This window comes from Pontibacter brevis, from assembly GCF_054779655.1.
Genome location: NZ_BAAGXV010000034.1, coordinates 87,136 through 114,060, shown reverse-complemented (window position 1 = coordinate 114,060; position 26,925 = coordinate 87,136). Strand labels below are relative to the sequence as shown.

Annotated in this window: 27 protein-coding genes and 1 tRNA gene; 15 read left to right on the top strand and 13 right to left on the bottom strand. The window is 48.1% G+C overall.

From position 1 onward, the window contains the following. Positions 1-124: 124 nt before the first annotated feature. Both ACYVB1_RS12325 and pyk read left to right on the top strand, forming a co-directional pair. Complete coding sequence (locus ACYVB1_RS12325) at positions 125-553, top strand: IPExxxVDY family protein (protein ID WP_460923950.1); 429 nt, start codon at positions 125-127, stop codon at positions 551-553. 2 nt (positions 554-555) lie between these two features. Next, on the top strand, positions 556-1,986 hold the full coding sequence (gene pyk, locus ACYVB1_RS12320; protein ID WP_460923948.1) for a pyruvate kinase: 1,431 nt from the start codon (positions 556-558) through the stop codon (positions 1,984-1,986). A gap of 223 nt (positions 1,987-2,209) precedes the next feature. Here the strand turns inward: pyk and rpsT are convergent, their stop codons facing one another. Both rpsT and ACYVB1_RS12310 read right to left on the bottom strand, forming a co-directional pair. Continuing rightward, positions 2,210-2,470 carry a 30S ribosomal protein S20 gene (rpsT, locus tag ACYVB1_RS12315; protein ID WP_460923946.1) on the bottom strand — a complete coding sequence of 87 codons (261 nt, stop codon included), beginning with the start codon at positions 2,468-2,470 and terminating at the stop codon, positions 2,210-2,212. Between the two features lie 171 nt (positions 2,471-2,641). Further along, positions 2,642-3,076 carry a hypothetical protein gene (locus ACYVB1_RS12310; protein WP_460923944.1) on the bottom strand — a complete coding sequence of 145 codons (435 nt, stop codon included), beginning with the start codon at positions 3,074-3,076 and terminating at the stop codon, positions 2,642-2,644. 129 nt (positions 3,077-3,205) lie between these two features. On the opposite strand from ACYVB1_RS12310, the gene ACYVB1_RS12305 reads away from it, so the two are divergent. After that, the gene (locus ACYVB1_RS12305; protein WP_460923942.1) at positions 3,206-4,162 is read left to right on the top strand and encodes a YheT family hydrolase; all 957 of its coding nucleotides are present in this window, start codon (positions 3,206-3,208) and stop codon (positions 4,160-4,162) included. 81 nt (positions 4,163-4,243) lie between these two features. Here ACYVB1_RS12305 and rsmG read toward each other — a convergent pair whose 3' ends face one another. From rsmG to ACYVB1_RS12285, 4 genes are all read right to left on the bottom strand, one after another. Continuing rightward, entirely contained in the window at positions 4,244-4,882 is a 639-nt protein-coding gene (gene rsmG, locus ACYVB1_RS12300) for a 16S rRNA (guanine(527)-N(7))-methyltransferase RsmG (RefSeq protein WP_460923941.1), read from the bottom strand. A gap of 36 nt (positions 4,883-4,918) precedes the next feature. Continuing rightward, positions 4,919-5,140 carry a hypothetical protein gene (locus ACYVB1_RS12295; protein ID WP_460923939.1) on the bottom strand — a complete coding sequence of 74 codons (222 nt, stop codon included), beginning with the start codon at positions 5,138-5,140 and terminating at the stop codon, positions 4,919-4,921. Between the two features lie 147 nt (positions 5,141-5,287). Beyond that, positions 5,288-5,896 carry an RNA polymerase sigma factor gene (locus ACYVB1_RS12290; RefSeq protein WP_115567331.1) on the bottom strand — a complete coding sequence of 203 codons (609 nt, stop codon included), beginning with the start codon at positions 5,894-5,896 and terminating at the stop codon, positions 5,288-5,290. After that, on the bottom strand, positions 5,887-6,993 hold the full coding sequence (locus ACYVB1_RS12285) for a glycosyltransferase (protein ID WP_460923938.1): 1,107 nt from the start codon (positions 6,991-6,993) through the stop codon (positions 5,887-5,889). The genes ACYVB1_RS12290 and ACYVB1_RS12285 overlap by 10 nt, the downstream gene beginning before the upstream one ends. A 267-nt stretch (positions 6,994-7,260) precedes the next feature. Here ACYVB1_RS12285 and tgt point away from each other — a divergent pair, with 267 nt between their 5' ends. The 3 genes from tgt (at position 7,261) to ACYVB1_RS12270 (ending at position 10,500) form a co-directional block, all read left to right on the top strand. Beyond that, positions 7,261-8,391, top strand: a complete 1,131-nt coding sequence (gene tgt, locus ACYVB1_RS12280; RefSeq protein ID WP_460923936.1) for a tRNA guanosine(34) transglycosylase Tgt — start codon at positions 7,261-7,263, stop codon at positions 8,389-8,391. An 89-nt stretch (positions 8,392-8,480) separates the two neighbouring features. Next, on the top strand, positions 8,481-9,557 hold the full coding sequence (locus tag ACYVB1_RS12275) for an LptF/LptG family permease (RefSeq protein WP_460923934.1): 1,077 nt from the start codon (positions 8,481-8,483) through the stop codon (positions 9,555-9,557). A gap of 1 nt (position 9,558) precedes the next feature. Then, complete coding sequence (locus ACYVB1_RS12270; RefSeq protein ID WP_460923933.1) at positions 9,559-10,500, top strand: DMT family transporter; 942 nt, start codon at positions 9,559-9,561, stop codon at positions 10,498-10,500. Here the strand turns inward: ACYVB1_RS12270 and ispE are convergent. Further along, on the bottom strand, positions 10,456-11,265 hold the full coding sequence (gene ispE / locus ACYVB1_RS12265) for a 4-(cytidine 5'-diphospho)-2-C-methyl-D-erythritol kinase (protein ID WP_460923931.1): 810 nt from the start codon (positions 11,263-11,265) through the stop codon (positions 10,456-10,458). The genes ACYVB1_RS12270 and ispE overlap by 45 nt on opposite strands. A gap of 364 nt (positions 11,266-11,629) precedes the next feature. On the opposite strand from ispE, the gene ACYVB1_RS12260 reads away from it, so the two are divergent. Further along, positions 11,630-12,763, top strand: a complete 1,134-nt coding sequence (locus ACYVB1_RS12260) for a DegT/DnrJ/EryC1/StrS family aminotransferase (RefSeq protein ID WP_460923929.1) — start codon at positions 11,630-11,632, stop codon at positions 12,761-12,763. 66 nt (positions 12,764-12,829) lie between these two features. On the opposite strand, the gene ACYVB1_RS12255 is transcribed toward ACYVB1_RS12260, so the two are convergent. Beyond that, on the bottom strand, positions 12,830-13,957 hold the full coding sequence (locus tag ACYVB1_RS12255; protein WP_460923928.1) for a trans-sulfuration enzyme family protein: 1,128 nt from the start codon (positions 13,955-13,957) through the stop codon (positions 12,830-12,832). A 100-nt stretch (positions 13,958-14,057) separates the two neighbouring features. Between ACYVB1_RS12255 and ACYVB1_RS12250 the strand changes: the two genes are divergently transcribed. After that, positions 14,058-15,167 (top strand): oxidoreductase, encoded by a 1,110-nt coding sequence (locus tag ACYVB1_RS12250; protein ID WP_460923926.1) that lies wholly within the window; start codon positions 14,058-14,060, stop codon positions 15,165-15,167. Positions 15,168-15,253: 86 nt separating this feature from the next. On the opposite strand, the gene atpC is transcribed toward ACYVB1_RS12250, so the two are convergent. The 3 genes from atpC to ACYVB1_RS12235 form a co-directional block, all read right to left on the bottom strand. After that, on the bottom strand, positions 15,254-15,499 hold the full coding sequence (gene atpC / locus ACYVB1_RS12245) for an ATP synthase F1 subunit epsilon (RefSeq protein ID WP_460923923.1): 246 nt from the start codon (positions 15,497-15,499) through the stop codon (positions 15,254-15,256). Positions 15,500-15,589: 90 nt separating this feature from the next. Continuing rightward, positions 15,590-17,101, bottom strand: a complete 1,512-nt coding sequence (gene atpD, locus ACYVB1_RS12240; RefSeq protein WP_460923922.1) for a F0F1 ATP synthase subunit beta — start codon at positions 17,099-17,101, stop codon at positions 15,590-15,592. A gap of 315 nt (positions 17,102-17,416) precedes the next feature. Then, the gene (locus ACYVB1_RS12235; RefSeq protein ID WP_460923921.1) at positions 17,417-17,641 is read right to left on the bottom strand and encodes a hypothetical protein; all 225 of its coding nucleotides are present in this window, start codon (positions 17,639-17,641) and stop codon (positions 17,417-17,419) included. Positions 17,642-18,432: 791 nt separating this feature from the next. Here ACYVB1_RS12235 and ACYVB1_RS12230 point away from each other — a divergent pair. From ACYVB1_RS12230 to ACYVB1_RS12205, 6 genes are all read left to right on the top strand, one after another. Next, positions 18,433-18,505: transfer RNA gene (locus ACYVB1_RS12230), tRNA-Gln, on the top strand. Positions 18,506-18,663: 158 nt separating this feature from the next. Next, positions 18,664-19,593 (top strand): ribose-phosphate pyrophosphokinase, encoded by a 930-nt coding sequence (locus ACYVB1_RS12225; protein ID WP_460923920.1) that lies wholly within the window; start codon positions 18,664-18,666, stop codon positions 19,591-19,593. Positions 19,594-19,716: 123 nt separating this feature from the next. Beyond that, positions 19,717-20,304, top strand: coding sequence for a 50S ribosomal protein L25/general stress protein Ctc (locus tag ACYVB1_RS12220; protein ID WP_460923918.1), 588 nt, complete (start codon positions 19,717-19,719; stop codon positions 20,302-20,304). A 283-nt stretch (positions 20,305-20,587) separates the two neighbouring features. Next, on the top strand, positions 20,588-21,151 hold the full coding sequence (gene pth / locus ACYVB1_RS12215) for an aminoacyl-tRNA hydrolase (protein WP_460924103.1): 564 nt from the start codon (positions 20,588-20,590) through the stop codon (positions 21,149-21,151). 116 nt (positions 21,152-21,267) lie between these two features. After that, positions 21,268-22,533 carry an MDR family MFS transporter gene (locus tag ACYVB1_RS12210; RefSeq protein ID WP_460923916.1) on the top strand — a complete coding sequence of 422 codons (1,266 nt, stop codon included), beginning with the start codon at positions 21,268-21,270 and terminating at the stop codon, positions 22,531-22,533. Positions 22,534-22,643: 110 nt separating this feature from the next. Further along, a complete protein-coding gene (locus tag ACYVB1_RS12205) occupies positions 22,644-23,921 on the top strand; it encodes an MFS transporter (protein ID WP_460923914.1) in 1,278 nt (425 codons plus the stop codon). 62 nt (positions 23,922-23,983) lie between these two features. Here ACYVB1_RS12205 and metG read toward each other — a convergent pair whose 3' ends face one another. Further along, positions 23,984-26,023, bottom strand: a complete 2,040-nt coding sequence (gene metG / locus ACYVB1_RS12200; protein ID WP_460923912.1) for a methionine--tRNA ligase — start codon at positions 26,021-26,023, stop codon at positions 23,984-23,986. Between the two features lie 139 nt (positions 26,024-26,162). On the opposite strand from metG, the gene ACYVB1_RS12195 reads away from it, so the two are divergent. Next, a complete protein-coding gene (locus ACYVB1_RS12195; protein WP_460923911.1) occupies positions 26,163-26,381 on the top strand; it encodes a hypothetical protein in 219 nt (72 codons plus the stop codon). 67 nt (positions 26,382-26,448) lie between these two features. Here the strand turns inward: ACYVB1_RS12195 and ACYVB1_RS12190 are convergent, their stop codons facing one another. Next, entirely contained in the window at positions 26,449-26,790 is a 342-nt protein-coding gene (locus ACYVB1_RS12190) for a hypothetical protein (RefSeq protein WP_460923909.1), read from the bottom strand. Between the last annotated feature and the right edge of the window lie 135 nt (positions 26,791-26,925).

Genomic DNA, 26,925 nt, shown 5'->3' with positions numbered 1-26,925 from the left:
GCAAAGAAATGTAATTAGGCAGACAATGTCAAAAAAAATTACTCTATTCCCTGTTTTGCAAAAGTTTTGCCCCGCAATTGCCATTTTACCAAGTTCCCTTGTTATTTTTGGCCCTGAACAATTTATGAAGACACTTCATCTGGACATAGCATATGAATACGACTTTGATTTATATGGCCTGGTGTCGACAGTAAAAGAGTACAAACTGGCCTGGGCGCTTAACAAACTACTTGGCTTCCGGCTGGTAAAGCAGAAGGACCTTTGTTATGACTTGGTTGATCAGGAGCGCATAATTATCTCTAATTATGAGTATCTTACCGACTATAGTATAATACGCCTTCTTAAGAACAGAGCAGTAGGTGCCGCCCCAGCTAAGAAGCCGTACTTGCTGCCAGAAATAAAAGAGTATGATTACGTGCTGCAGATAAATGGTCCGCTGCAGCAGTTGTACCCGCAGGAGTTTATACAGAAGCTTCTTCGTATTCCGCTGGTACAATACGTAAAACAATTTGACCCACTTACACTTAAACTAAAAGATAACCTGATATTCTAAGTATGGAATTATCCTTCAACAAAACAAAAATCCTGGCTACTGTTGGCCCTGCAAGTAATACACCTGATCGCCTTCTGGCTTTGGTTGATGCAGGCGTAAACGCTTTCCGCCTTAACTTCTCACATGGCGCCTATTCAGAGCACCAGAAAGTAATTGATCATGTACGCAATCTAAATAAGAAGCACAACAGGAACATCTGCCTGGTGCAGGACCTTCAGGGGCCAAAGATTCGCTTGGGTGATGTAGAGAACGGAGCTATAGAAATAAGAGAAGGCCAGCGGATTAAACTTGTATGCGACGGCTCTCTTACTACAGAAGGCAGGCTTTCTACTATTTATGAAGGGTTGGCCAAAGACGTGAAACCAGGTGACGCCATCCTCCTGGATGACGGTAAGCTGGAGGTGAAGGTTATCAGCACGGATCACGAAATGGAAGTGGAGGCAGAGGTTATTTACGGCGGCACTGTAAAACCACGTAAGGGAATCAACCTGCCAGACTCTAAAGTGTCGGCCCCGTCCATGACAGAGAAAGATGTGGAAGACCTGCACTTTGGTTTAGACAACGATGTGGAGTGGGTAGCCCTTTCTTTTGTACGCAGAGCAGAGGACATTCACGAGATCAAGCGCCTGATCAAGGAGCGTAACAAAGGCACCCGTGTTATTGCTAAAATCGAGAAGCCTGAGGCAATCGAAAACATAGATGAAATCATCGAGGCGACAGATGCTATCATGGTGGCTCGTGGTGACCTTGGCGTGGAAGTGGGTATGGAGAAAGTGCCAATGATCCAGAAAATGCTGGTGGAGAAGTGCAACAGAGCAGGCAAGCCTGTGATTGTAGCCACCCAGATGATGGAGAGCATGATCACAAACCCAAGACCGACACGCGCCGAGACAAATGACGTAGCGAACGCTGTAATTGACGGAGCTGATACGGTAATGCTAAGTGCTGAAACAGCAGTTGGTGCTTACCCTATCGAGACTATCCGCAGCATGAGCCTTACCATCAAAACTGTAGAGGCCAACGCCACCAGCATCTTTAACAAAACGTATAGGCTTAACCCTGACTCTGACTCGTTCTGCAACGACAGCATTGTAGCTAACGCCTGCAGCCTTGCCCGCGACACAAACGCACGTGCCGTAATTGGTATGACCAAGTCTGGCTACACCGCTTTCCAGCTGGCGAAGTACCGTCCAAAGGCTGATATCTTCATCTTCACGGAAAACGAAAAGCTACTCACAACACTTAACCTTGTATGGGGGCTGCGTGGCTTCCATTACAACAAGTTTGAGTCGACTGACGCTACCATCAACGATATCAAGGACACGCTGTTGGCAGAAGGTTTCCTTAAGAAGGGTGATGTGTTCATCAACACGGCCAGCATGCCAATAAATGAGCAGAAACGTACTAACATGATTAAGCTTAGCATCGCATAAGCTTTGAACATCCCTTAAAAGAAAGGCCCCTGCAGATGCATCTGCAGGGGCCTTTCTTTTGATAGCCTGGCAAAGTGGTTTCTATAACTGCTACTGAATGACAAACGTGGCAGAGCCGCGGCCTCCAATCTATCAAACTGTACAACAAAAATACAGTGATACTAAATACAAAAAGCCTTACACGGCTAGCGTAAGGCTTTTAAGGTGCTTTTCCAGCAAAAAATTAAGCTGCGGCCAGGCCGTTTACAAATTTAGCCAGTCTTGACTTATTGTTGGCAGCTTTGTTTTTGTGGATGATGTTTTTCTTAGCCAGACGGTCAAGCATAGAAGAAACTGTCTTGTAAAGCTCTTGCGCCTCTGCCTGATCAGTTGTTCTCTCTAATTTCTTGATGAAAGTACGAGTAGTTTTCGCTTGATATCTGTTACGAAGACGTTTAGCGTTGTTCGCTCTGATTCTCTTTAATGCCGACTTGTGATTAGCCATATTATTTTATGTAATTAATTCTTTTGATTCTGTTCTTAGAATGAGTTTGCAAAGGTATAACCTTTACACATAATTTCCAAAGTCAGTTGTTAAAATTATTCTTTCATCCCGGCGACGCACAAAGATAGCAAAACCCCGCTCTCTTCCCCATTGTGTTTTAGAAGTCTTACTTTAATTATTCCGGCGCTCCACGTCAACATTCACGTCTATGTCCTCAATTTCCCCCAGCCGTTGCCGGGCCTTGTTTTCCACTTCATTCCAATCGGCTTTCAGTTTCTCCCATTCGCGTTTTGCTTTATCATCCCAGTTGGCGCTCTTTGCCTCCATTTCTGCCTCACGGCGGCGGAACTCAGCTCTTGTTTCAGCCCACTCCTCTTTTGTAGCTGTTTCGGCACGGCTGCTTTTATCCTGTACCCAAGCCTCGAACTCCTCTATGTCTCGGTTACCTGCGTCATAGTTAACTTCTGCCGACCTGTCGGGGGCTTCCATCTGCGCCTCGTTTATTTCTTCGTTCACATCACGGTTTGTTTCCTGGCTACAGGCAAACATGAAGGCACTGAGTATGCCTGCAAAAACTGCTGTTCTGTATATTGATGTTGTTTTCATTTTGTTTATTTGTTGTTCCCTTCGTTTACTTACGCAGGAAAAAAGAATATTGGTTTAGGAGCACACCTCTTAAAGTGTAGCACGTTTTGTGCTTTAGAAGCTGACAAGCTTATTTCACTCTTACTTATTATGCCGGTTATTCCATCTGAACACAAAGCCCCTTTTTACCTCTTTAACGGCCACCTGCAAACTATTGTGCCCAGCCTTTTCAGGCAGGTAGAGGGCGTGCAGTACCAGCGGGAGCGCCTTGTTACACCTGATGAGGATTTTATTGATGTGGACTGGTCCAGGGTTGGCTCTGACTCATTGCTCCTTCTGTCGCATGGGCTGGAAGGAGATACCGCCAGGCCTTACATTACAGGCATGGTGAAAGCCTTTAATGCACGCGGAGTAGATGCCATGGCCTGGAACTACCGTAGCTGCAGTGGCGAGCCAAATAAGCTCCTCCGCTCCTACCACCTGGGAGCTTCCGATGACCTGGACTTTGTACTGCGGCATGCCCTGCAACACCACAACTACAACAAGGTTTACCTGACAGGTTTTAGTGCAGGCGGCAATATCACCTTAAAGTACCTAGGCGAAACTCCTGAACATGTACCAGCCCAGGTAAAGCGTGCAGCCGTTTTCTCAACTCCGGTGGATCTGAAGGGTTCAGCCCAAAGAATATCGAAGATCTACACAAGGCGTTTTATGAAGTCTCTGAAGATTAAGCTGGAGCAAAAGCAGAAACTGTATGGCCAGGAGATAGACCTGTCTGACTACAATGTACTCTGGACCTTTCCTGAGTTTGACGACAGGTATACGGCTCCGCTGCATGGTTTCAAGGATGCCGAAGACTACTACGCCCGCGTCAGCTCAAAGCAGTTTATCCCACACATCAGAGTTAAGACGTTGCTGGTGAATGCTCAGAACGATCCATTCCTCTCCAAAGAATGCTATCCGGTGCAGGAGGCAAATAAGAATCCAATTTTTTACCTGGAGATGCCTGAGCAAGGCGGCCATGTAGGCTTCGCCGAAGACTTCAGGAAAGACCTGTATTACTCAGAGGCAAGAGCCATTCAGTTTCTATTGGGGGATCAGGAGTAAAAGAAGTATGGATGTAGCGTTGCCCGATGATAAAGGCGTTTAGCCACTCAGGCTCACCTTCGGGAACATCCTTACCCCTTGTTACTTAAACGGTACGTACACTACCTTTTTTGTTTCAAAGAACTCCTCGTTAAAGTAGTCTTTCAGGTCGTATACCTGGGTGATAAGGCCGGATTCTGCAATTTCTTCGGCCAGGTCTCCGCCTTTTAAGTAATAGAGCCCTTTTACAGGAAGGTCTGTTTTTTTGAAGCTGTTGGCAATCCAGGGGTAGAAGTTAGCCAGGCGGGTAACAGCGCGACTTACCACAAAATCAAACTTCTCCCGTACCTGCTCCGCCCGCACGTGCGCGGCTGTCACGTTCTGCAGGTGCAGTTCACGTGCTATCTCCTGCACCACGTGTATTTTTTTGCCGATAGAATCCACGAGGTGGAACTTTACCTCCGGGAACATCACCGCCAGCGGAAGGCCCGGCAATCCCCCACCGGTGCCCACATCCAGCACCGACGTATGCTCCGGAAAAGCCACTACCTTTGCAATGCCCAAAGAATGCAGAATGTGGTGCACGCCTAACTGTTCCATATCCTTCCGTGAGATAACATTAATTTTCTGATTCCACTCGGCGTAGAGCTCCCCCATCTGCTCATACTTTAGCAGTTGGTCTTCAGTAAGCTCCGGGAAGTAACCTGATAATAAGGTGCGGATGGCGGTAGAATGAGGCATTTTTCTGAATAATGAGTTTAGATGATAAATGGGACTTCAGGCAAACAGGAAGTACAACACAGCGGCAAGCAAGCTTACCACAGCCACTACGGCTAAAGCCATAAAGATATCAGCCAGGAGCACAACTCCCGCATTCCGGTACTGCCCTTCGTACTTCCTGGCAAGTTCCTGCTTCACCTTCTGTTCATCTCTGAAACGGAAATATAAATAGGCCCTGCCAATAAAGGAAAGCATAAGTTCACCTGGTATAAACTGCATTTCTTTTAAGCCTGCGTGTAGCCACAGCAGCCATCGCAAAAGTATGAAATAAAACGGGTGTCGCGAAAAATGTATAAAGCCCCTGCTGCACTCAGGCACCAGGGGCTTTGAACGTAATCAATTATCAACCTTAATTTAATTTCTTTTTTAAATGAGGTGCTTTTTGTTCTTCACCATGTCATAGAGCAACTCACGGGCGCGGTGCAACTGTGCTTTTACAGTACCAAGCGGTGCGTTCAGCTCTGTCGCAATTTCCTCGTAGCTCAACTCATTGAAGTAACGCAGTGTCACCAGTCGCTGGTACTTGTCTGGCAGTTTTGCCACCACGTACTGCATAATCTCAATCTTCTGATTTTTGATTGCCTCTTCCTGCGGATTTAAATTCTTGTCTTTGAAGTCGATTGTGATTTCATCGCCATTATCGATCTTGATGGCAGAATCAATCGACATGGTTTTAATCCGGTTCTTACGAATAAAGTCGATGCAGTTGTTAGTGGCGATCCGGAAAAGCCAGGTACTGAAGGCATACTCCGGATTAAACTTGTGCAGGTTACGGAAAGCCTTTGCAAAAGCTTCTATCGTTAAGTCCTCTGCATCGTCAGCGTTGCGCACCATCTTCAGCACCACGTGGTATACAGGCTTTTTATAGATGCTCATCAGTTCGGCATACGCTTTTTCATCGTTCTCCTCAACTGCGGCCTGAATTAATTTGAAGTCGTGCTTTGCTTTCGCAGAGAATTGTTTGTTTACTTCCATCTGAATTTTTTATACAGTATTACAGATATCCCAAGGAACAAGTAGTTCATAAAATAAACTACATCGAGTAAAGGTAGCATTGGCAAGGATATCGTGTCATTGAGTCTGCGGGCAGCCAGCACGTACACCGGGAAAACCGACAGGTACCGCACGCCTACAAGAGCACCTAAGATAGCCAAATGACTATTTAGAACAAGAATAACAATGGAAATTATGTAAAAAAGTATATTAGAAACTACAAAAATTCCGATTCTTCTTCTATCACCTGCCTTGTATCGTCCGCCTACAGACATATGTCTTCGTTTCTGAACTATCCATTCCCGAAACGTTTTTTTAGGAATGCTGACCGTCTGTCCTTCCTTATCGATAACAATGCTAATGTTACTATTGTTGGCAGCATCCCTGACAAAAAGGTCGTCGTCGCCGCCTATAGTTTTGATATGCGATGCAAACCCTTTGTTTTTAAAGAAACACCCTTTGGTGTAAGATAAGTTTCGGCCAACGCCCATATATGCGTTACCCTTGTTTGCATGAGACAAATACTGAATTCCGGTCAGCAAGGTTTCATATCGCACCAAGTGATTTAAAAATCCTTGTAATTGTACATATGGAGAGTAGCCTAATACCACTTCAGAGCCAGTTACATACCCACTTTGCATTTTTTCTATCCAATTTTTGCTCTGTGGCCGGCAGTCTGCATCAGTCAGCAGCAGGTGTTCGTATTTTGCTGCTCTTATACCCAGCGCCAGCGCATATTTTTTTGGATTCAGATACTCCGGGGTCTTCTTTACAGATACTACCCGAAGGTGTGGAAACTGCCTTTCCAAATCATGCAGGTAAAACTCTGTCTCATCTTCAGAACGGTCGTTTACCACAATTATTTCAAACTCCGGGTATTCCTGGTCCAGCAGCATAGGTAACAACTCCAGCAGGTTCTCCAATTCATCATGGGCCGCCACCACCACCGATACCGGCCGCCACACGGCACCAGTTTCGGGATCCTTGTACTTTGTAAGGGGTAGAAAATAAAATAAAGAGAAATAAAGCTGCACCAGCACACACAAAGCCAGCAGCACCAAGAGTACAGTTATAATCAAATTATTTGTTGTTTATTCATTTTTCAACATGCTGTGTGGCCGGCTTCCGATACAAAACCATACAACAGCTTTGCTTTCAAAATTAGTCAAACTACAGGCATTTCCGAAGCACCCCAGGATTTATATAATGTTTATGGTTTGTGCCACGGCAGTTTGTATCTTTGCAGGTTATATTTTTTCAGAACCTATAGAATCAGAAGCCCTTGCGGCAGAGCTGGTACAATTGGTGTCTTTTTTGATAGCATTGGCACCGGCAATACTTATATCATGCAATTTAAACTTGTAGCAAAAGACGCACAATCCAAAGCCCGCGCCGGCGTAGTGCAAACCGATCACGGCGCCATTGAAACACCCATTTTTATGCCTGTGGGCACTGCCGGTACTGTAAAAGCAGTACACCAGCGCGAGTTAAAAGAGGATGTGAAAGCGGAGATTATTCTTGGCAACACCTACCACTTATACCTGCGCCCAGGCTTAAACGTGTTAGAGCAGGCAGGTGGCCTGCACAAATTCAACGGCTGGGACCGCCCCATTCTGACCGACAGCGGGGGCTACCAGGTATTCTCCCTGGCCGGCACCCGAAAAATTAAGGAGGAAGGCGTAAAATTCAGGTCGCATATTGACGGTTCTCCCCTGGATTTTACCCCGGAGAATGTCATGGACACACAGCGTACCATTGGTGCTGATATTGTCATGGCCTTTGACGAGTGCACCCCCTACCCTTGCGACTATACTTACGCTAAAAATTCCATGGAGCGCACCCACCGCTGGCTGCAGCGCTGCGTAGACCGCTTCGACAGCACAGAGCCGAAGTACGGATACTCGCAAACGCTCTTCCCGATTGTACAGGGCAGCACCTACAAAGACCTGCGGGTAAGATCGGCAGAGACTATCGCCAGCTTCGGGCGCGAGGGGAACGCCATCGGAGGCTTGTCTGTGGGGGAACCAGCCGAAATGATGTACGAGATGACCGAACTGGTTTGCGACATACTACCAGCAGACAAGCCCCGTTACCTGATGGGTGTGGGTACGCCGGCCAATATCCTGGAAAACATTGCATTGGGCGTGGATATGTTCGACTGCGTATTGCCGACCCGCAATGCACGCAATGGCATGCTCTTTACTACGCAGGGCATCGTAAACATCCGGAACGAGCGTTGGGCGAACGACCACTCCCCGATTGATGCCGAACTGGGTGGCTATGCCAGCACCTTTTACAGCAAGGCTTACCTGCGCCACCTTGTACGCGCCAATGAGATGCTGGGTGCACAAATATCAAGCGTTCATAACCTTACCTTCTACCTCTGGCTTGTAAAACAGGCACGCCAGCAAATACTGAACGGAACTTTCCGTGACTGGAAAGATTTAACTGTAAAGAAACTAATGACAAGATTGTGATGAGTTCAAAATAAGAGAGCTAGAAAGTTAAAGATCTCTTATCTGCAACCTTCTAACTTTCTAACTCCCAAACTTTCTAACTTATTTAAGTGAAGCTCCTCGATAAATATATATTAAAGAAGTTCCTAACCACCTATGTGTTCACGGTTCTGATTTTGGTGGTGGTTATTCTGGTCATCGACTTCACTGAGAAGAACGACGACTTTATCAAAACCAACCCCAGTGTTGGCGAAATCATCTTTGACTATTACCTGAACCTGATTCCGTTCTACGCGAACATGCTCAGCCCGATTACGGTATTCATTGCCACTGTTTTCGTAACAGCAAAACTGGCATCACACACCGAGATTGTGGCTATCCTGAGCAGTGGCGTGAGCTTCAGAAGAATGCTGGTCCCTTACCTGATAGGCGCCTCCCTTATTGCAGCCGTTATCTTTGTGCTGATTGGCTGGGTTATTCCAAAGGCTAACCAGGAGAGCGTGGCTTTTCAGATAAAGTATATTAAGAGTCCCTTTACTTACGACAGCCGGAATATCCATATCAAAATAGCCCCTGAGACCTATGTGTACATGGAGAGCTATAATAACATTGCAAACGTTGGCTATAACTTTGCCATAGAGAATATTGAAGGTACCACGCTCAAGCAAAAGCTTACCTCCAACAGCATCTCCTGGAATGCTGAAAAAGAGAAGTGGCATATAGACAATTACACCCTGCGTACTTTTAACGGGGAGGAAGAAACCCTCACCAAGGGCTCCTCTCTGGACACCACCCTGAACATGTGGCCCAAAGACTTTGAGAGCACTTATAAGTTGGAGCAGACCATGACCCTGACACGGCTGAACGAGTTCATCAACGAAAAAAGAGACCGTGGGGCCGACGACATCGAGATATACCTCATTGAGAAGTATGAGCGTTTCAGCTATCCTTTTGCCATCATCATATTAACCGTGATTGGTGTGATTGTGAGCGCGCGAAAAGCGCGCGGGGGCGTAGGTTTTCAGATAGCGCTGGGCTTCTTCCTGGCGTTCGTGTTCATCATCTTCGTAATCGCCAGCCGGAGTCTGGCACAGGTCGGCGATATTGCCCCTCAGATTGCCGCCTGGATTCCTACGCTCATTTTTACAGGCGTAGGCTTCTTACTGTACCGTTACGTTCCGCGTTAGCATGCCTCGTTTAAAAGATTTTCTGGAGCTCCACTTTGTTATCCTGCTATGGGGGTTCACCGCCATACTCGGTAAACTCATCAGTATACCTGCCGTGGAGTTGGTAGCCCTGCGCACCTTTATTACAGCTGTGGCTTTAGGCCTGATTATTTACAAACGTCGCACTGCGTTCTGGCTGGGCCGCCTGAATGTCCTCAAGATTGTAGGTGTTGGATTTCTGATTGCTGCGCACTGGATACTTTTCTTTGCGGCGGCACGGGTAGCATCGGTCTCTATCTGCCTCGTAGGCATGGCCACCTGCAGCCTCTGGACTGCTTTTCTGGAGCCACTGTTCTCTAAAACAAAGGTAAAACCGCATGAGATTCTACTCGCCCTGCTCATCATTCTGGGGCTCTACATTATTTTTCAGCACGAAACGGAGTTCAACAGCATCGTGGGTATCAGTATGGCAGTAGGCTCCGCTCTGCTGGCTTCTGTCTTTACCATCATCAATGCAAAACTGGTGAAGAAAATACCCTCTACCACCATTACGTGTTATGAGATGGCTGGCGCCTGCCTGGGAACAGTGCTGTTTTTCCCGGTTTATACAGAGCTATTTGCCGAGGGCGGCACGCTGAACTTTACCCTATCGGCTATGGATTGGGTATACCTACTGGTGCTTTCGCTGGCTTGTACAGTGTATGCCTATACGGCAGGTGTGCGCCTGATGCAGCGCATCTCTGCTTATTCCATGAACCTGACAGTGAACCTGGAGCCTGTGTATGGTATTGTGCTGGCTTGGTTTATATTTAAAGAAGGGGAAAAGATGTCAGCAGGCTTTTACTATGGTGCGGCTATTATCCTGATGAGTGTTTTCATCTATCCTGTTTTAGATGCTTACACAGAGCGCAGAAAAAAATTAAAGCAAACCCTGCCAGACAAGGTAGTGGTTGGGAAAGAGTAAGTCACCTGGCACTTCGCCTTCAAACAGTCCGTATACGGCAGCGCCCGAACCCGTCATCGAGGCATAGGCTGCTCCTGCGGCGTATAATTTCTCCTTTACCTGGGGCAGTTCCGGGTATTTAGGAAAAAGGGCGGCTTCAAAATCGTTCACCAGCACATCTTTCCATACCCTCACATCCTGCTTCAGCAGCAAGTCCATTGTGCAGGTCGGCTCTTTGGGCGTAATGCTTCCATAGGCTTCCGCGGTTGTAATGTGTAGGTTAGGGTACACGATTACGCACGTATAGCCACTCAGGTCCAGCACAACCGGCTCAAATACATCTCCACGTTCAACAGCAATAACAGGTTTGTTGCGCACAAAGAAAGCGCAGTCGCTGCCCAGCTGGCGGGCATAGTTTTCCAGCGCCTCTGCCGTCAGGTTCAGCCCGAAAAGTTTATTGAGGATGCGCAGCGTAAAGGCTGCATCGGCTGATCCACCGCCCAGGCCTGCTCCCATTGGAATTACCTTGTGCAGGTGCATGTGCACAGGCGGCAGCTCATGGTCCTGCTGTAGCAGCTTGTAAGCCTTCAGGCACAGGTTCGTTTCCGGGTCGCCTGGCACCGGAAGCCCAGTCATATCAAAACGCATTTCCGGTGCCGGCAAAATCTCCAGGGCATCTGTCCACTTCACCGGGTAAAAGCACGACTGCAGGTTATGAAAACCATCGGGGCGCTTTTCAGTAATGTACAAACCAAGGTTCAGTTTTGCGTTCGGAAAGTCGAGCATAGAGAGTACTTGTGCTTATTAATGATGCAATCTATAAAATTGTGAGGAAACAGCTGCTGTAGCCCTTCTCCTTTCTAAATTTTGTATGGGCTCAGACTATTACGGTAAAAGTGAATATTGTATATTGAGCAGCCTGAGGATTGTACTGGTTATCAACATAAATTGATACAAATTTCAAGATCTGAGCAGCTGATTCAAGAATATTTTGCACCCGTGCAGTCAGCAGCTGAAAAAATTGTTGTAGCTTCATTAGAACAAACCTCTGCAAAGCAGACAACGAGGCACCCAAATCAGGGAAATGCCGTTCCACAAAATACCGTTGGGCTAACGCCTGTCGGAATTCCAGCACAGATTTTTTAGCAACATGAACTACAGGCCAGGACGAATTTTTCTTTCAGTGCCGCACATGGGCGGGCATGAGAAGAACTATGTGCAGAAAGCGTTGGAGGACAACTGGGTCACCACTGTGGGGCCGAACCTCCCCGGTTTTGAACACGATATCTGCCAGCACACCAACGTGCGCCATGCAGTAGCCCTGAATACGGGCACAGCAGCCTTACACCTGGCCCTGAGGTTGCTGGGAGTGAAAGCCGGTGATGAAGTGATTTGCTCCACATTTACTTTTGTTGCTTCAGCTAACCCTATCCTGTATCTGGGCGCTACCCCAGTTTTTGTGGAGAGCGAAGAAAAAACCTGGAATATGTGCCCGGACACCCTGCGCGAGACGATCATAGACCGCTTGAAAGCAGGTATCAGACCGGCAGCCATTGTGTTAGTACACCTTTACGGCATGCCCGCCAGGCTAAGTAAAATCATGGCCGTAGCCGATGAGTTTGGTATACCTGTGGTCGAGGATGCTGCAGAGTCGCTTGGCTCCCGCTATAGTGGCCACCAGGTAGGTACGGTGGGCCGCATTGGGGTCTTCTCTTTTGATGGCAATAAGATAATTACCACCTCAGGAGGCGGCGCACTGGTAACAGAAGATCCGCAACTGGCGGAGCAGGCCCTGTTTCTAGCCACACACGCAAGAGATGCTGCCCCTTTTTACCAGCATTCGCAGATGGGCTATAACTACCGCCTCAGCAACATTAGCGCAGGCATTGGCCGTGGCCAGATAGAGATGCTGGAGAAACGTGTGAAGCAGCGCCGCGAGATATTCACTTATTACAAAAATCAATTACAGCATGTAGAAGGCGTGCAGTTTCTGCAGGAGCCTAAAACCTGCTTTTCTAACCGCTGGCTCACCACACTCCTGCTGCCGGAAAGCCATCATCCAGAAAAAGTAAGGCTGGCGCTGGAAGAGGAAAACATTGAGACCAGGCCCCTTTACAAGCCACTGCACCTGCAGCCCCTCTTTCTACAGTACCCTTATTACGGCAATAACCTGAGTGCCGCCTTGTTTGAGAAAGGACTCTGCCTGCCCAGCAGCAGCAGCCTCACTGAAGAAGAATTAGATAAGGTGGTAAAGCACCTGAAGCGAATTCTAGAGTACGTTTAGCACTCTCTTTAACAACAGAGGCTCCTGATGGAGCCTCTGTTGTTAAAGAGAGTGCCAGAGCCTGCGTTACACCTGCTGTAATGCCTGCTCGATGTCGGCAATTATTTCTCCCGGTTCTTCTATACCAACTGACAGGCGGATAACACCTGCCGTGATGTTCATTTTCTCTTGTTGCACAGGGCTGAGTGAGCGGTGTGAGGTACCTAGTGGGTAAGAGATGGAAGTAGCCACTCCTGCCAGCGAAGGAGCAAAGGGTATATGCCGCAGCGCCTGCATAAAGCGGTTCACTGCCTCCTTGTCGTCCCGAATCCGAAAGCTAAGCATGCCGCCAAACATTTCCTGCCCCTGCTTTTTCGCCAGTTCAAAATGCGGATGTTCTTCCAAGCCGGGGTACCACACTTTCTCTACTTTAGGATGCGCCTGCAGGTAATTTGCCAGTTCCAAGGCATTACTGCAATGCTGCCGCATACGCAGGCGCAGCGTTTTCAACCCACGTGCCGCCAGCCAGCTTTCAAAAGGGCTCAGGTTCAGGCCGTACACCATCATCACCTGCTTTACGCGCTGCAAATCCTCCGGCTGCTTACAAACCACTACGCCCGCCGTTACATCGCTGTGCCCAGACAGGTACTTTGTTACGCTATGGAGTGCTATGTCCGCTCCCAGAGATAGGGGCCTGGTAAGTATAGGCGTGGCAAACGTGTTATCCACTACTAATTTAATCTGGTGCTGTTTTGTCTGCTGCGCCAGCCGCTCAATATCGAAGACCTGCAGTAAAGGGTTGCTCATGGTTTCAATGAGCATAAGGCGCGTATTGGGCTGCATATATGGCTGCAGCTTGTACATGTCGTCAGTGGGCACCAAGGTTACTTCTATGCCGATGCGCGTCAGTTCCTTCGTGAGTAAGGCAGATGAGCCGCCATAAATTTCCTCGGCACAAAGCACGTGGTCACCAGCCTTGCACATTGCAAGCACAGCTGCCAGTATGGCCGACATACCTGACGAGGTCACGATAGCGCCTTCACCTCCTTCCAGCTTATTTACCTGATCTGCCAGCTCATCAGAGTTCGGGTTGCTGTAGCGCGTGTACATATAACTCTGCCCCGGCTGCTCAAAATACTGTTCTAAGGCGTTCAGATCCTCAAAGGTGAAGACAGAGGTCTGATAAATCGGGGTGGTTTTAGGGTGTGTGGCCACTTTTAAATGCCGTTTAGGGTTCTGATTTAGTGCTCCGCAATATACTTAATAATGGCACAGCACGTAAGTAAAGGTTTACGAATATATAATTTGATTACAGATGCAAGAAAACAAACAGACAAACTACTCTTCTTTATTTACCTCATTCAGGATAAGATCACTGGAGCTGAAAAACAGGCTTGGTCTCGCACCTATGACACGCACCAGCGCAAACCCTGACGGCACTGCCACAGATGAAATGCTGGCTTATTACCGTAATTACGCGAAGGGCGGATTTGGGCTGATTATTACAGAAGGCACTTACCCGGACGAGGCCCACAGCCAGGGGTACTTTGACCAACCGGGTATTGCCAACCAGGAGCAGGTGGATGCCTGGAAGAAGATTACAGACGCAGTGCACCAGGAGGGAGCCAGAATATTTACTCAACTCATGCATGCCGGGGCACTCTCCCAGGGCAACCGCTTCAGAGACTTTAACATTGGGCCGTCATCGGTACAGCCCAAAGGGGAGCAGTTGGGCTTTTATGGCGGAAGTGGCAAATACCCAACTCCTTTGGAAATGACTTCTGAAGGCATTTCTGAAGTAAAGGAGGGTTTTGTGCAGGCGGCCAAAAACGCTGTTGCTGCCGGTTTTGATGGAATTGAAATCCACGGGGCCAACGGGTATATCCTCGACCAGTTCCTGACAGACTACACGAACCAGCGTACAGACGCATACGGGGGCAGTGTGCAGAACCGGGTGAGGCTTTCCGCCGAAATAGTAAGAGAAACAAAAGAGGCAGTGGGTGCTGACGTACCAGTGGGCATCCGTATTTCGCAAAGCAAGGTAAACGACTACACGCACAAATGGGCCGGAGGTGAAAAAGATGCGGAAATTATTTTCTCAGCGTTGGCAGATGCCGGTGCCGATTTTATACACGTGACAGAGTATGACGCGCTGCGGCCTGCTTTTGGAGAGTCGGGTCTAACTTTAGCAGCACTTGCTAAGAAATACAGCAGTTTACCTGTTATCGTTAATGGCGGACTCAATACACCTGACAGGGCGGAAATGATGTTGCAAGACGGAGGTGCAGACATTATTACCATCGGAAAAGGCGCCCTGGCAAACAAAGACTGGCCAAACAAGGTAGCAGCCGCGAAAGAACTGGAAGAATTTAAACCGGAGAATTTCCTGTCGCCTGATGCCAAGCTAAAGCCTCATGAACTGTAACAGGATAAAGCAATAAACAATAAAACAGCAGCGCCTTCTGCTCATAGGAACAGAAGGAGCTGCTGTTTTTCTTAAAAAGGCTTAAGCTACGCTATCACAGACTCAGCGAGCACAATAATACGGTTGTTCAGCACTTCCACCACACCACCGTCTACGGTAAAGAACTCTTGTCCTGAAGCAGTCGTGATGCGAACCTGGCCTCTGTCGAGTGTGCTGATAAGCGGCGCGTGCAGGTCAAGTACCTCAAAAGAACCGTTGGTTCCCGGAAACTTAGCTGCTTCTACCTCACCGGCAAACACCTTTTTATCTGGCGTGATTATCTCTAAATACATCTTCGTTAGTTAAGAGTTTAGAGTTAAAAGTTCAGAGCCAGAATTGAAGACAACCCATAACTTTAAACTTTTAACTCTTAACTAATTATATTATCTGGCTTCAGCCATCATTTTCTCACCTTTAGCTACCGCATCTTCGATGGTACCTACCAGGTTGAAAGCAGACTCCGGAAGGTGGTCATGCTTACCGTCCATGATTTCGTTGAAGCCTCTGATGGTGTCTTTGATATCAACCAGCACACCTTTCAGACCTGTGAACTGCTCTGCCACGTGGAAAGGCTGGGACAGGAAACGCTGCACACGACGCGCACGGTGTACTACCAGCTTGTCTTCCTCAGAAAGTTCGTCCATACCAAGGATGGCGATGATATCCTGAAGTTCTTTATAACGCTGCAGAATCTCTTTTACACGCTGCGCAGTGTTGTAGTGCTCAGCACCAACTACGTCTGGCGACAGGATACGGGAAGTAGAATCCAGAGGGTCTACCGCAGGGTAGATACCAAGCTCAGAGATTTTACGGGAAAGTACGGTTGTTGCATCCAGGTGGGCAAACGTTGTTGCCGGAGCCGGGTCCGTCAAGTCATCCGCAGGTACGTAAACGGCCTGTACAGACGTAATAGAACCACGCTTAGTAGACGTGATACGCTCCTGCATGGCACCCATTTCAGTTGCCAGTGTTGGCTGGTAACCTACCGCTGATGGCATACGGCCAAGAAGGGCCGATACCTCAGAACCCGCCTGCGTAAAGCGGAAGATGTTATCAACGAAGAAAAGGATATCACGACCGGCATCGCTTGAACCAGGCTCACCATCGCGGTAGTACTCCGCCATAGTCAAACCAGAAAGCGCCACACGGGCACGCGCCCCAGGAGGCTCGTTCATCTGACCGAACACGAAGGTTGCTTTAGACTCTTTCAACTCTTCCGCATCCACCTTTGAAAGGTCCCAGCCGCCGTGCTCCAGCGACTCCAGGAAGTTTGCACCGTAACGCACGATACCGGCTTCAATCATTTCACGCAACAGGTCATTTCCTTCACGCGTACGCTCACCCACACCGGCAAATACAGAAAGACCACCGTGTGCTTTCGCGATGTTGTTAATCAGCTCCTGGATAAGTACTGTCTTACCTACACCGGCACCACCGAACAAACCAATTTTACCTCCTTTTGCATAAGGCTCGATCAGGTCGATTACTTTGATACCTGTGAAAAGAACTTCAGAAGAAGTAGCAAGGTCTTCGAAACGAGGCGCAGGTCTGTGAATTGGCAAACCACCAGTGCTCACAGGCTGCGGAATACCGTCAATGGCTTCTCCGATTACGTTGAAGAGACGACCTCTAATGCCTTCACCTGTTGGCATCTTGATAGGAGAACCCAGGTCAAGTACTTCGATGCCACGGCTAAGACCTTCGGTAGAGTCCATCGCGATAGTACGCACACGGTCCTCACCCAGGTGATTCTGCACTTCCAGTATAATTACCTGGCCGTTTTCTTTCGTCACTTGCAGGGCATCCAAGATATTTGGTAGCTTAATGTTGTCACCCACGAAGCTAACGTCCACCACCGGACCGATAACCTGGGTAATTCTGCCAATATTCGCCATTTGACTTTGTTAAATTAACTAACTATTGTTATGGAGTTATTTCAAGGTGCAAAACTAATGTATAAAAAGGTGAAAACCATGCGAGGGTTTAAAAACTTTGCGTTCATCCTTTTATCTGTTTGCAAATGGTGTAAATACGCCGGGGCTGCCCTCCGGAAGTATCCTACATAGGCAGCCTCAACAAACGGGTGCTGTTGTACAGCAGCAAGGCTACAGCATGCTCATATATATACAGCATGCTCATCTATATAATGAGCCAACTGTTCTCCAGACGCACCTGTACCTATGTGCTGACCTGCTGAAAGCAGAGTACACCTACAGATTCTTCAGCATTTCTATCTGCTCATCGTTCAGAAGAATATACCTGTTATTAAAGGGGTTCGCGTAGAATTTCTCAGCTATAATATACTCACCGGATTTTAGTTTATGGATATTATAACTAAACAGGCTATTTGACCGCTCTATCACCAGCTCAGTGTTGCTTAAATCTAACTCTCGGCCACAGGTGGTAACAACAATGTCGGGATTAGTGGTTATCATGGTAAAAAGGGGAATCAGAGGGTAAAAGGGTACTGCAAAATTCTTTACGCATAAACACCGCACATGTGACACCTCTGGCGGATAAAATCCTGCTTTTTTTTGTTAACCGCACAGCATCTCCAGAAAGAAAGCAGGATGTTACCAAAGCAGTTCAGGTTTTAATCCGTGGCAGTTATATATAGTATATAAGGGTATCCTGCTGCGGTACACTCTTTGATATGTTCCTGCTTACACTGATTCGCGACAAAGACAAATAAGCAAAACAGGGAGCAGGTACTGACATAGTAGTAAAGCTCCAAAGCCAGGCCTTCTGGAAGAGGAATTCTAACAACAGAATGTCATCGGGCAAAAGCTGACAAAGCCGACACACGGGATGAAAGATAGTGTTTACACATTGCGCTGCTGAAACCTCCCATGCTGAAAGACTGGGCTTCGGCATCGACAGAGACAAAAATCTAAAAAGGACACATTATTTTTTTTTGCCCAAGCCAGGGCAGTGCCGGAATTTACAAGTGGCCAGAGCAGCGGGAGACCTTTTAGAATTTGCTCTAAAATAAAGCGGTGAAATTCATTAAATTAGGGGAGTAACAACCTACGACAGCCACATCGATGGCAGGCTTTTAGGCGGTATTCAGGCAGCCAAAAAGCACGATGGCACGGCGCTGGAGCAGATTTCAGACTAAAATTTTCTGACTTTTTTTGCACCAAATGTTTGCAGTTTAAAAACCTCTCTCTATCTTTGCATCACCAAACAACAACAGGACAAAAGTTCTGAAGTTAAGTAGGGAGATTGTCCGATGGTGTAACTGGCAACACGTCTGATTTTGGTTCAGAAGAGTCCAGGTTCGAGCCCTGGTCGGACAACTTAAAAAAGAACAACACCCACCAGGTGTTGTTCTTTTTTTGCTTATGGAGCAGCCGTAAGTAATTTAAAATCAGAGATTGTTGATGGGAGGCATCTGAAATTTTGGTAGCTTTGCAGGCATAATAAAACGAAACTCAATTTAGTATTCTGCCCCGTTATGCCACAGGTTAAAATTTTTTCCGGATCTGCTTCACAATACTTAGCTGAGAAGATAGCTGCCGCATATGGCACTAAACTCGGAGATCTGACCATCTCGCGTTTCAGCGATGGTGAGATAGGTGTCCACTTCAACGAATCAGTACGCGGAGCCGAGGTATTTATTGTTCAGTCAACTTTTCCGCCTACCGATAACCTGATGGAACTGATGCTGCTGGTGGATGCCGCTAAGCGGGCATCGGCGCACAAAGTCATCGTGGTGATGCCGTACTACGGCTACGCCCGCCAGGACAGAAAAGACAAGCCACGAGTATCAATAGGGTCTAAAGTGGTGGCCAACGCCATACAATCGGTAGGTGCAGACCGCCTGATGACCTGTGACCTGCACGCAGGCCAGATCCAGGGTTTCTTCGATATTCCGGTTGATCACCTGGATGGTTCTGCCATCTTTGTGCCCTACCTGCGTAGCAAGAACCTGGGCAACGACTTGATATTTGCTTCTCCGGATGTTGGAGGTGTGGTAAGAACAAGAGCCTTTGCCAAGAACTTCGGGGCCGAGATGGTTGTTTGCGACAAGTACCGTAAACGTGCCAACGAGATTGCCTCTATGCAGGTAATCGGCGATGTGGAAGGCATGGACGTGGTGCTTGTAGATGACATGGTGGATACGGCAGGTACCATCACAAAAGCAGCAGAGCTGTTGCGGGACAAAGGAGCAAAATCTGTACGCGCTATTGCCACACACCCTATCCTTTCGGGGCCGGCTTATGAGCGTATAGAGAACTCTGTGTTAGAAGAACTTGTTGTATCAGACACGATTCCGCTGAAAGGGGAGTCGTCAAAAATTACAGTGCTGTCTTTCTCAGACCTGTTTGCCCGGGCAATCAACAACGTGGTAACACACGAGTCGATAAGCTCGCTGTTTATTTAATGACGTTATTTGTCACCCATCGCGTGTTCTTTGAAACGAATGCGAACAACCAAATACAAATAACCAACAACTAAAAAAGGCTATACTTTTGTAGCGATATATCATTTTAACAAATTCATTTTTATGAAAACTTTAGAGATTATAGGGTTTAAAAGAGCAAATCTCGGTAAGCAGCAGTCAAAAGAGCTGCGCAATGAGTCTTATGTACCAGGTGTATTGTATGGCAGCGGAGAGCAAGTGCACTTCTATGCGCCAGCTATCCTGTTCAGAGACTTAATCTATTCGCCAGAAGTATACGAAGTAGACCTTAACATTGAAGGTACACATTACAGAGCGGTACTGCAGGATGCACAGTTCCACCCAGTGAACGAAATGCTGCTGCACGTAGACTTCCTTCAGCTGCAGGATGATAAGCCAGTGAAACTGGATGTTCCTGTGAAGTTTGTTGGTAACTCTCCTGGTGTGATTCTTGGTGGTAAGCTGGCTGTGAAACTACGTTCACTGAAAGTGAAAGCACTTCCTGCTAACCTGCCAGACTACGTAGAAGTTGACATTTCTGACCTGGAGCTTGGTAAGTCAATCAAAGTATCGAAAGTTAAGTCTGAGAACTACGAGATCCTTACTAACCCAAGTTCTCCAATCGCTACAGTAACTATTCCACGTGCCCTGAAGAGTGCGCAGATGGAAGAGGCTCGTGCCGGCAAGAAATAAGGTCACTCAGCTTTATAGCATCAAATCCTGTCCTGCCTCCAAGCAGGGCAGGATTTTTTGTTTCTTTACAGACACAAGTAGCAAGACTTAGGACACAAGACTTTTTAAAACATATGCTTTAGTATTTAGCGCGTTCCGTTGCGGAAATTCTTTAAGGCGTATCTGTCCTTTGAAAGGAAGTCTTATATCTTATGTCCTGTGTCTAACGTCTATTTAAAACATGCTGCAAATAATAAAACAGTGGCTGGGCATAACCACCGCCACGCCTGAAGAAGATACAAGTATGAAATACCTGATAGTGGGCCTGGGTAACATCGGCCCTGAATATGCTGAAACCCGCCACAACATCGGCTTTATGGTGCTCGATTACCTGGCGCAAAAGTATGAAGGTAAATTTGATGTGAGCCGCCATGCTTTTGTGACAGAGGTAAAGTCCAAAGGCCGCACTTTTGTGCTGGTTAAACCAACGACCTACATGAACCTGAGTGGCAAAGCTGTTGGCCATTACCTCAACAGCCACAAGCTGTCGCCTGAGCAGATGATGGTAATTACCGACGACATTGCCCTGCCATTTGGCAAAATCCGCATCCGTGCCAAAGGCAGCCCTGGCGGACACAACGGCCTGAAGCACATTGAACAGACGCTGGGCCATAACAACTACCCACGCCTCCGCTTTGGTGTGGGCGACGCCTTCTCTAAAGGCAAACAGGTAGACTATGTGTTGAGCACCTTCAGTGCAGACGAGCAAATTGAGTTGCAGGCCCTGATAGAAAAAGCGGCTGAGTCTGTCATTGCCTTCGGCACGATAGGTCTTGAGCGCACCATGAACCAGTACAACACCAAATAAGCAACTTGGCTGTATCCTTCGTAGAGGCGCCATATCCTGCGTTTCTTTTTGTCTTGTAATCTGTTCCTTAAGTTTACATTTGCAGCGCGCTACCCTCAACATTTCCAGCCAGAGCCATGAAACGCCTCTTCCTCCTGTACCGCAACGCCTTTGGCGGGCTCTCCAAGCCTGCCTGGATGATGTCTGTGGTGATGCTGATCAACAGGAGCGGCTCCATGGTAACTCCCTTCCTGAGCCTTTATGTCACAGATATGCTGGGCTACAGTTTGCGGGAGGCAGGCATCATACTCAGTATCTATGGCGCGGGGTCCGTGTGCGGTTCTTTCCTTGGAGGCTGGCTGACTGATAAAATCGGGCACTTTAAGGTACAGTTCGTGAGCCTTACCCTGGGTGGCAGCCTGTACTTTCTGCTACTCAACCTGCGGCAGTTTGAACACCTTGCGGCTGGAGTATTTATCCTTAGCCTAGTAAACGACTGCCTGCGCCCTGCCAACTCTGCCTCCATTGCACATTATGCCAAGCCGGAAAACATGACAAGGGCCTTTTCGCTGAACCGCATGGCCATTAACCTTGGCTTTTCAGTAGGTCCGGCCATTGGTGGTGCGCTGGCGGCACTATCCTATCGCTGGCTTTTTATTGCCGATGGTGCTACCTGTATAGCAGCAGGCATTTTCTTTTTCCTCTATTTTCGCCACAGGCAGGGACACCCGCCACCGCCACAGCAGCAGGTCTCCTTAACAGTAAAAGCACCCGCTGCCCGCTCACCGTACCGCGACGGCTACTTTCTGCTGTTCGCGCTGTTGTGCTGCAGCTTTGCTGTCATGTTTTTCCAACTGTTCACCACCCTGCCCCTGTACTGGCGGGGAGAGTATGCGTTGCCGGAAGGACAGATTGGCCTGCTGATGGCCCTAAACGGATGCATCGTATTTCTGCTGGAGATGATAGTGGTGTACCTGATTGGCGAGCGCATCAAGAAGCAAGTGTTAATAGCCGCGGGGCTGCTGATACTGGGTGTGTCTTTCGTTTTGCTGAACATGATGCAGCACCTGAGCGTGCTCTACCTCTCCATGCTATTGCTGAGCGTATCCGAAATCTTTGCTATGCCGTTTATGGCCACCATCACGGTGGAGCGTTCTAACAGCGTAAACCGTGGCGCTTACATGGGGCTGTACACTATCTCTTACGCAGCGGCGCATGTGATAGCCCCTCTCCTGGGCACTACTATCATTGCTGCCTATGGCTTCGCTACGCTCTGGTGGGTAACGGGCATCATGGCTATTTTCACAGCAACCGGCCTTTACTGGGTAGTGCAGCAGATGGAGAAGCAAAGGCTGGAGAAACAGGCAGAAGCATCTGAAACGGAGAGACTGGTAGTGGGGTAAGCTCTCTCCCCTGTTTTTATTTGGCTAACAACAGTTACAGGAGAAAAACAGCTTTTGTAAAGCAAATATAAACACTACATTTACAATGGTTTACCAGCTGCTCCTGTGCTATGATGCCAATATTACAGATTTTTCGTAACGCTTTCAGTGGATTTTCCAGGCCGGCCTGGATGTTGGCGGTAATGGTTTTTATAAACCGAAGCGGCGCCATGGTCATGCCATTCCTGGCTGTTTATCTAACCGAGGTGCTGCATTTTAACCTGAGCCAGGCAGGTTTTATTCTGAGCATCTATGGGCTAGGCTCTGTATGCGCCTCTTTTCTCGGTGGCTGGCTCACCGATAAGTACGGGCATTTTCACATTCAACTCATCAGTCAGGTTGCCGGGGGCTTCCTTTTTTTTCTCATCCTGCAACTGCATCAGTTTGAATATGTGGCAGGTGGCGTATTTCTACTCAGTTTGGTAAACGATACCCTGCGCCCTGCAAATGCTGCGGCTGTTGCTCAATATGCCACTGCTGATACGATGACACGCGCTTTTTCGCTCAACCGGATGTCCGTGAATGTAGGCTTTATTGTGGGTACGGCCTTAGGCGGTGTGCTGGCAGCATTCTCTTTCAAGTGGATTTTTATAGCGAATGGCGTAACGGGTATTCTGGCCGGCATCTTCTTTTTTTGGTATTTCCTGGGCAGGCAAGGCGAACAGCCTGCATCAAAGCAGGAGCAAGGACAACAACAGGAACAGCTACTTTCGGCAGTAGCATTGTCCCCTTACAAAGACATTCTCTTTCTGCTTTTCGTACTGCTGTGCTGCTGTTTTGCCACTATCTTCTATCAGTTGTTCTCCACCCTTCCTCTTTACTACAAGCAGGTGCACCAATTATCAGAGGATCACATTGGCTTTTTAATGTCCTTTAATGGATTGGTTTGTTTATCAGTGGAAATGGTATTGATCTACCTGCTGGCTAAGTATATGAAAAAGGCGGTAATGATAGTAGCAGGCGTGCTGCTGCTGGGCATTTCCTTTATGCTCCTTAACATGGTGCAGCACACAAGTGTACTGGTGTTCTCAATGCTGTTTTTCAGTTTGTCTGAGATATTTGCTATGCCATTTATGTCCACCATTACTGTGGAACGCTCCGGAATCCACAACCGGGGCGCTTATATGGGCTTGTTCACGATTGCTTACACGGCCCCACTGGTGGCAGCGCCTTATCTTGGCACCACCATCGCATCCTTATATGGGTTTACTACCCTCTGGTGGGCAACCGGTGGACTGGCTGTTATCACGGCGGGTGGTTTGTACCTTGTGGTAGAGCAGATGGAAAAGCAACACGCTAACAGGCGGGCCGCCATTCCAAACGTGGATGAGGTAGTGATGGCAGTATAAATAAAAACCCTCCAGAGTCTCTAAAATTCTGGAGGGTTAAAATTGGGTTCTTACGGCAACGCCTAGCTTACTCCGCCACCGTTCACAATTTTCTTGCTTGGCTGCACAAAGGCAAGGGAACCGTCAGCGTTCTCAGCCATCAGGATCATGCCCTGGCTTGTGATGCCTTTGATGTCGCGTGGAGCCAGGTTCACCAGGATACTTACCTGCTGCCCGATGATATCCTCCGGGTTATAGTACTCTGCGATGCCGCTAACTACGGTACGCTGATCGATGCCTGTGTCTATCTTAAGCTTCAGGAGCTTTTTGGTTTTGGCTACTTTCTCAGCCTCCAGTATAGTACCAATGCGGATATCCATCTTCGAGAATTCCTCAAAAGTGATATTATCTTTGGCTGGCTCCACTACGGCATTGGCTATTTCGTTTGCTTTCTTAGTATCGAGCAGCTTCTGCACCTGTGCATCAACGGCGGCATCCTCTACTTTTTCAAACAGTAGTTCTGGCGTTCCAAGGGTATGCCCCACCTGCAGCAGGTCTGCTGCTCCGGCCTCTGCCCATTTGCCAACAGGCTTATTCAGCATGTTGCTCAGCTTAGTCGCTGTGGTTGGCAGGAAAGGCTCCATCAGAATATTCAGGCTGGCAGAAATCTGCAGCGCAATGTTCATGATGGTTTTCACACGCTCCGCATCTGTTTTAATCAACTTCCATGGCTCAGTATCAGCCAGGTACTTGTTGCCGAGGCGGGCCAGGTTCATCAGTTCGCTCAGCGCCTCCCGGAACCGGTAACGCTCAATCAGCTCAGCAATGACAGTTGGGTATTTTGCCAGTTGCTCCAGTGTCTCGTTGTCAATGTCCTGCAGCTCGCCACGGGCAGGTACAGCGCCCTCGTAATACTTTTGGGTGAGCACCACTGCGCGGTTGATGAAGTTACCCAATATAGCCAGCAGCTCATTGTTGTTGCGGGCCTGGAAATCCTTCCATGTAAAATCGTTGTCTTTTGTCTCGGGTGCGTTGGCAGCCAAAACATACCGCAGCACATCGCCTTTCCCGGCAAAGTCCTGCAGGTACTCGTGCAGCCATACGGCCCAGTTGCGGGAAGTGGATATTTTATCGCCTTCCAGGTTCAGGAACTCATTGGCAGGCACGTTATCCGGCAGTATGTAGTCCCCATGCGCCTTCAGCATGCTCGGGAAAATGATGCAGTGGAACACGATATTGTCTTTACCAATAAAGTGCACCAGCTTCGACTCCTCGTCTTTCCAGTACTTCTCCCAATCCTCTGTCAGGGCCTTGGTAGCGGAAATGTAACCAATGGGAGCATCGAACCAAACATACAGCACTTTGCCTTCGGCACCTTCTATCGGCACCGGTACACCCCAATCCAAATCGCGGGTAACGGCACGCGGCTGCAGCCCCTGGTCAATCCAGCTTTTGCACTGCCCGTACACGTTCGGCTTCCAATCATGTTTATGCCCTTCCACAATCCACTCGCGCAGCCACGGTTCAAAATCGTTCAGGGGCAGGTACCAGTGTTTCGTTTCACGCATCACTGGCTTCAGGCCGCTCAGTGTGCTCTTCGGGTTAATCAGGTCGGTGGCGTTAAGGGAAGTACCGCAGCTTTCGCACTGGTCACCGTAGGCATTCTCGTTGCCGCACTTCGGGCAGGTACCCACAATGTAGCGGTCGGCAAGAAACTGCTGCGCGCCCTCGTCATAATACTGCTGGGTGGTTTGCTCTATAAACTTGCCTTCTTCGTACAGCTTCTTAAAAAAACCAGCGGCCGTTTCTGCGTGCACGTCTGAAGAGGTACGGTGGTAGATATCGAAAGCAATATTAAAATCCTCGAAGGAGCTTTTAATCAGCTCATGGTACTTGTCTACGGCCTGCTGCGGCGTGATGCCTTCTTTCTTGGCGCGGATAGTAATGGGTACGCCATGCTCATCAGAGCCGCACACAAATTTTACATCACGCTCCTGTGATCGCAGGTAGCGCACATAGATATCAGCAGGCAGGTACACGCCAGCCAAGTGGCCAATATGCACGGGCCCGTTGGCATAAGGCAATGCAGCCGTTACGGTATATCGTTTTGGAGTTGTTGTCATGTCTCGTTTTAAAATACAAATATACAAATAGAGAACGTATTGCACCGCCCTGCGGGTGCAAATGCCAAAATCTGAAACAATATCTGACCTGCAGGGCTTTTTTCCGTAAGAAAAAGCATCACCTAAAGGATATGCTGATATGAGACATCACGATAGTCAAAAAACGAGAAGGGACGATGGGGAAAACCTCGGAAAGAAAGACCATGAGAATGAACTCTCACAAAATCCTGCGTCCAGGAAAGTAGACAGAGAATCAGAAAACACCCCTCCTGAAAATGAGGTGTATGTGAACCTGGAGCCGGATGAACTACACTTGGGGGATGATGAAGAGGCAGATGATGCAGGCGGAAAGAGTTAAATAACTTTAAATAAACACAGAGGCCTCCGCTTTTAATATAAAGCGGAGGCCTCTGTGTTTATACTACTTACTGGTTTATCTGGATTGGCCTGACAACAGGCCGGATGGGCCAGTAAATATTATGCCTAGTCGAGTCGATGGGGGAATAAGGCAGCTGGCGTGGACGTAACGTATTCGGGGTCATTGCCGGCCCGTTTCTGTCAAATTCCTCAATGTTTCTTTTCCGGTTTATTTCGCTGGCCACCCCTCCCATCTGTCGTCCCAAAGTGCCTTGTGGTGTAGGCCGCAGGGTTACCCGTTCATTTACCACGGCGTCAGGTGGCAATGTTTCCTGTCCCTCCGACAAAGACGTACAACCAGCACTGCACATCAATGTTATTCCAACTATATATAAATTATATTTTTCCATTTTCACTCTCATCTGTTCTAACATACTCCTCTTATGCTGGTGCCTATAAACTAGTATACGGATGAAAAGCGCATGTTGGAGTCAGGCAACTGCAATTCGCGGCAGAAAAGCTCCTGCAGGATAGTGTATGGTCAA

What these genes read in the sequence shown, in the direction of transcription:
- ACYVB1_RS12270 (WP_460923933.1), top strand. Translation starts at nt 9,559, where the DNA reads ATGCCTCGTTTAAAAGATTTTCTGGAGCTCCACTTTGTTATCCTGCTA.
- ACYVB1_RS12195 (WP_460923911.1), top strand. Translation starts at nt 26,163, where the DNA reads ATGAGACATCACGATAGTCAAAAAACGAGAAGGGACGATGGGGAAAAC.
- pth (WP_460924103.1), top strand. Translation starts at nt 20,588, where the DNA reads ATGAAATACCTGATAGTGGGCCTGGGTAACATCGGCCCTGAATATGCT.
- ACYVB1_RS12210 (WP_460923916.1), top strand. Translation starts at nt 21,268, where the DNA reads ATGAAACGCCTCTTCCTCCTGTACCGCAACGCCTTTGGCGGGCTCTCC.
- ACYVB1_RS12295 (WP_460923939.1), bottom strand. Translation starts at nt 5,140, where the DNA reads ATGCAGTTTATACCAGGTGAACTTATGCTTTCCTTTATTGGCAGGGCC.
- metG (WP_460923912.1), bottom strand. Translation starts at nt 26,023, where the DNA reads ATGACAACAACTCCAAAACGATATACCGTAACGGCTGCATTGCCTTAT.
- rpsT (WP_460923946.1), bottom strand. Translation starts at nt 2,470, where the DNA reads ATGGCTAATCACAAGTCGGCATTAAAGAGAATCAGAGCGAACAACGCT.
- ACYVB1_RS12190 (WP_460923909.1), bottom strand. Translation starts at nt 26,790, where the DNA reads ATGGAAAAATATAATTTATATATAGTTGGAATAACATTGATGTGCAGT.
- ACYVB1_RS12305 (WP_460923942.1), top strand. Translation starts at nt 3,206, where the DNA reads ATGCCGGTTATTCCATCTGAACACAAAGCCCCTTTTTACCTCTTTAAC.
- ACYVB1_RS12220 (WP_460923918.1), top strand. Translation starts at nt 19,717, where the DNA reads ATGAAAACTTTAGAGATTATAGGGTTTAAAAGAGCAAATCTCGGTAAG.
- atpC (WP_460923923.1), bottom strand. Translation starts at nt 15,499, where the DNA reads ATGTATTTAGAGATAATCACGCCAGATAAAAAGGTGTTTGCCGGTGAG.
- ACYVB1_RS12225 (WP_460923920.1), top strand. Translation starts at nt 18,664, where the DNA reads ATGCCACAGGTTAAAATTTTTTCCGGATCTGCTTCACAATACTTAGCT.
- atpD (WP_460923922.1), bottom strand. Translation starts at nt 17,101, where the DNA reads ATGGCGAATATTGGCAGAATTACCCAGGTTATCGGTCCGGTGGTGGAC.
- ACYVB1_RS12325 (WP_460923950.1), top strand. Translation starts at nt 125, where the DNA reads ATGAAGACACTTCATCTGGACATAGCATATGAATACGACTTTGATTTA.
- ACYVB1_RS12310 (WP_460923944.1), bottom strand. Translation starts at nt 3,076, where the DNA reads ATGAAAACAACATCAATATACAGAACAGCAGTTTTTGCAGGCATACTC.
- ispE (WP_460923931.1), bottom strand. Translation starts at nt 11,265, where the DNA reads ATGCTCGACTTTCCGAACGCAAAACTGAACCTTGGTTTGTACATTACT.
- pyk (WP_460923948.1), top strand. Translation starts at nt 556, where the DNA reads ATGGAATTATCCTTCAACAAAACAAAAATCCTGGCTACTGTTGGCCCT.
- ACYVB1_RS12260 (WP_460923929.1), top strand. Translation starts at nt 11,630, where the DNA reads ATGAACTACAGGCCAGGACGAATTTTTCTTTCAGTGCCGCACATGGGC.
- tgt (WP_460923936.1), top strand. Translation starts at nt 7,261, where the DNA reads ATGCAATTTAAACTTGTAGCAAAAGACGCACAATCCAAAGCCCGCGCC.
- ACYVB1_RS12205 (WP_460923914.1), top strand. Translation starts at nt 22,644, where the DNA reads ATGATGCCAATATTACAGATTTTTCGTAACGCTTTCAGTGGATTTTCC.
- ACYVB1_RS12235 (WP_460923921.1), bottom strand. Translation starts at nt 17,641, where the DNA reads ATGATAACCACTAATCCCGACATTGTTGTTACCACCTGTGGCCGAGAG.
- rsmG (WP_460923941.1), bottom strand. Translation starts at nt 4,882, where the DNA reads ATGCCTCATTCTACCGCCATCCGCACCTTATTATCAGGTTACTTCCCG.
- ACYVB1_RS12250 (WP_460923926.1), top strand. Translation starts at nt 14,058, where the DNA reads ATGCAAGAAAACAAACAGACAAACTACTCTTCTTTATTTACCTCATTC.
- ACYVB1_RS12290 (WP_115567331.1), bottom strand. Translation starts at nt 5,896, where the DNA reads ATGGAAGTAAACAAACAATTCTCTGCGAAAGCAAAGCACGACTTCAAA.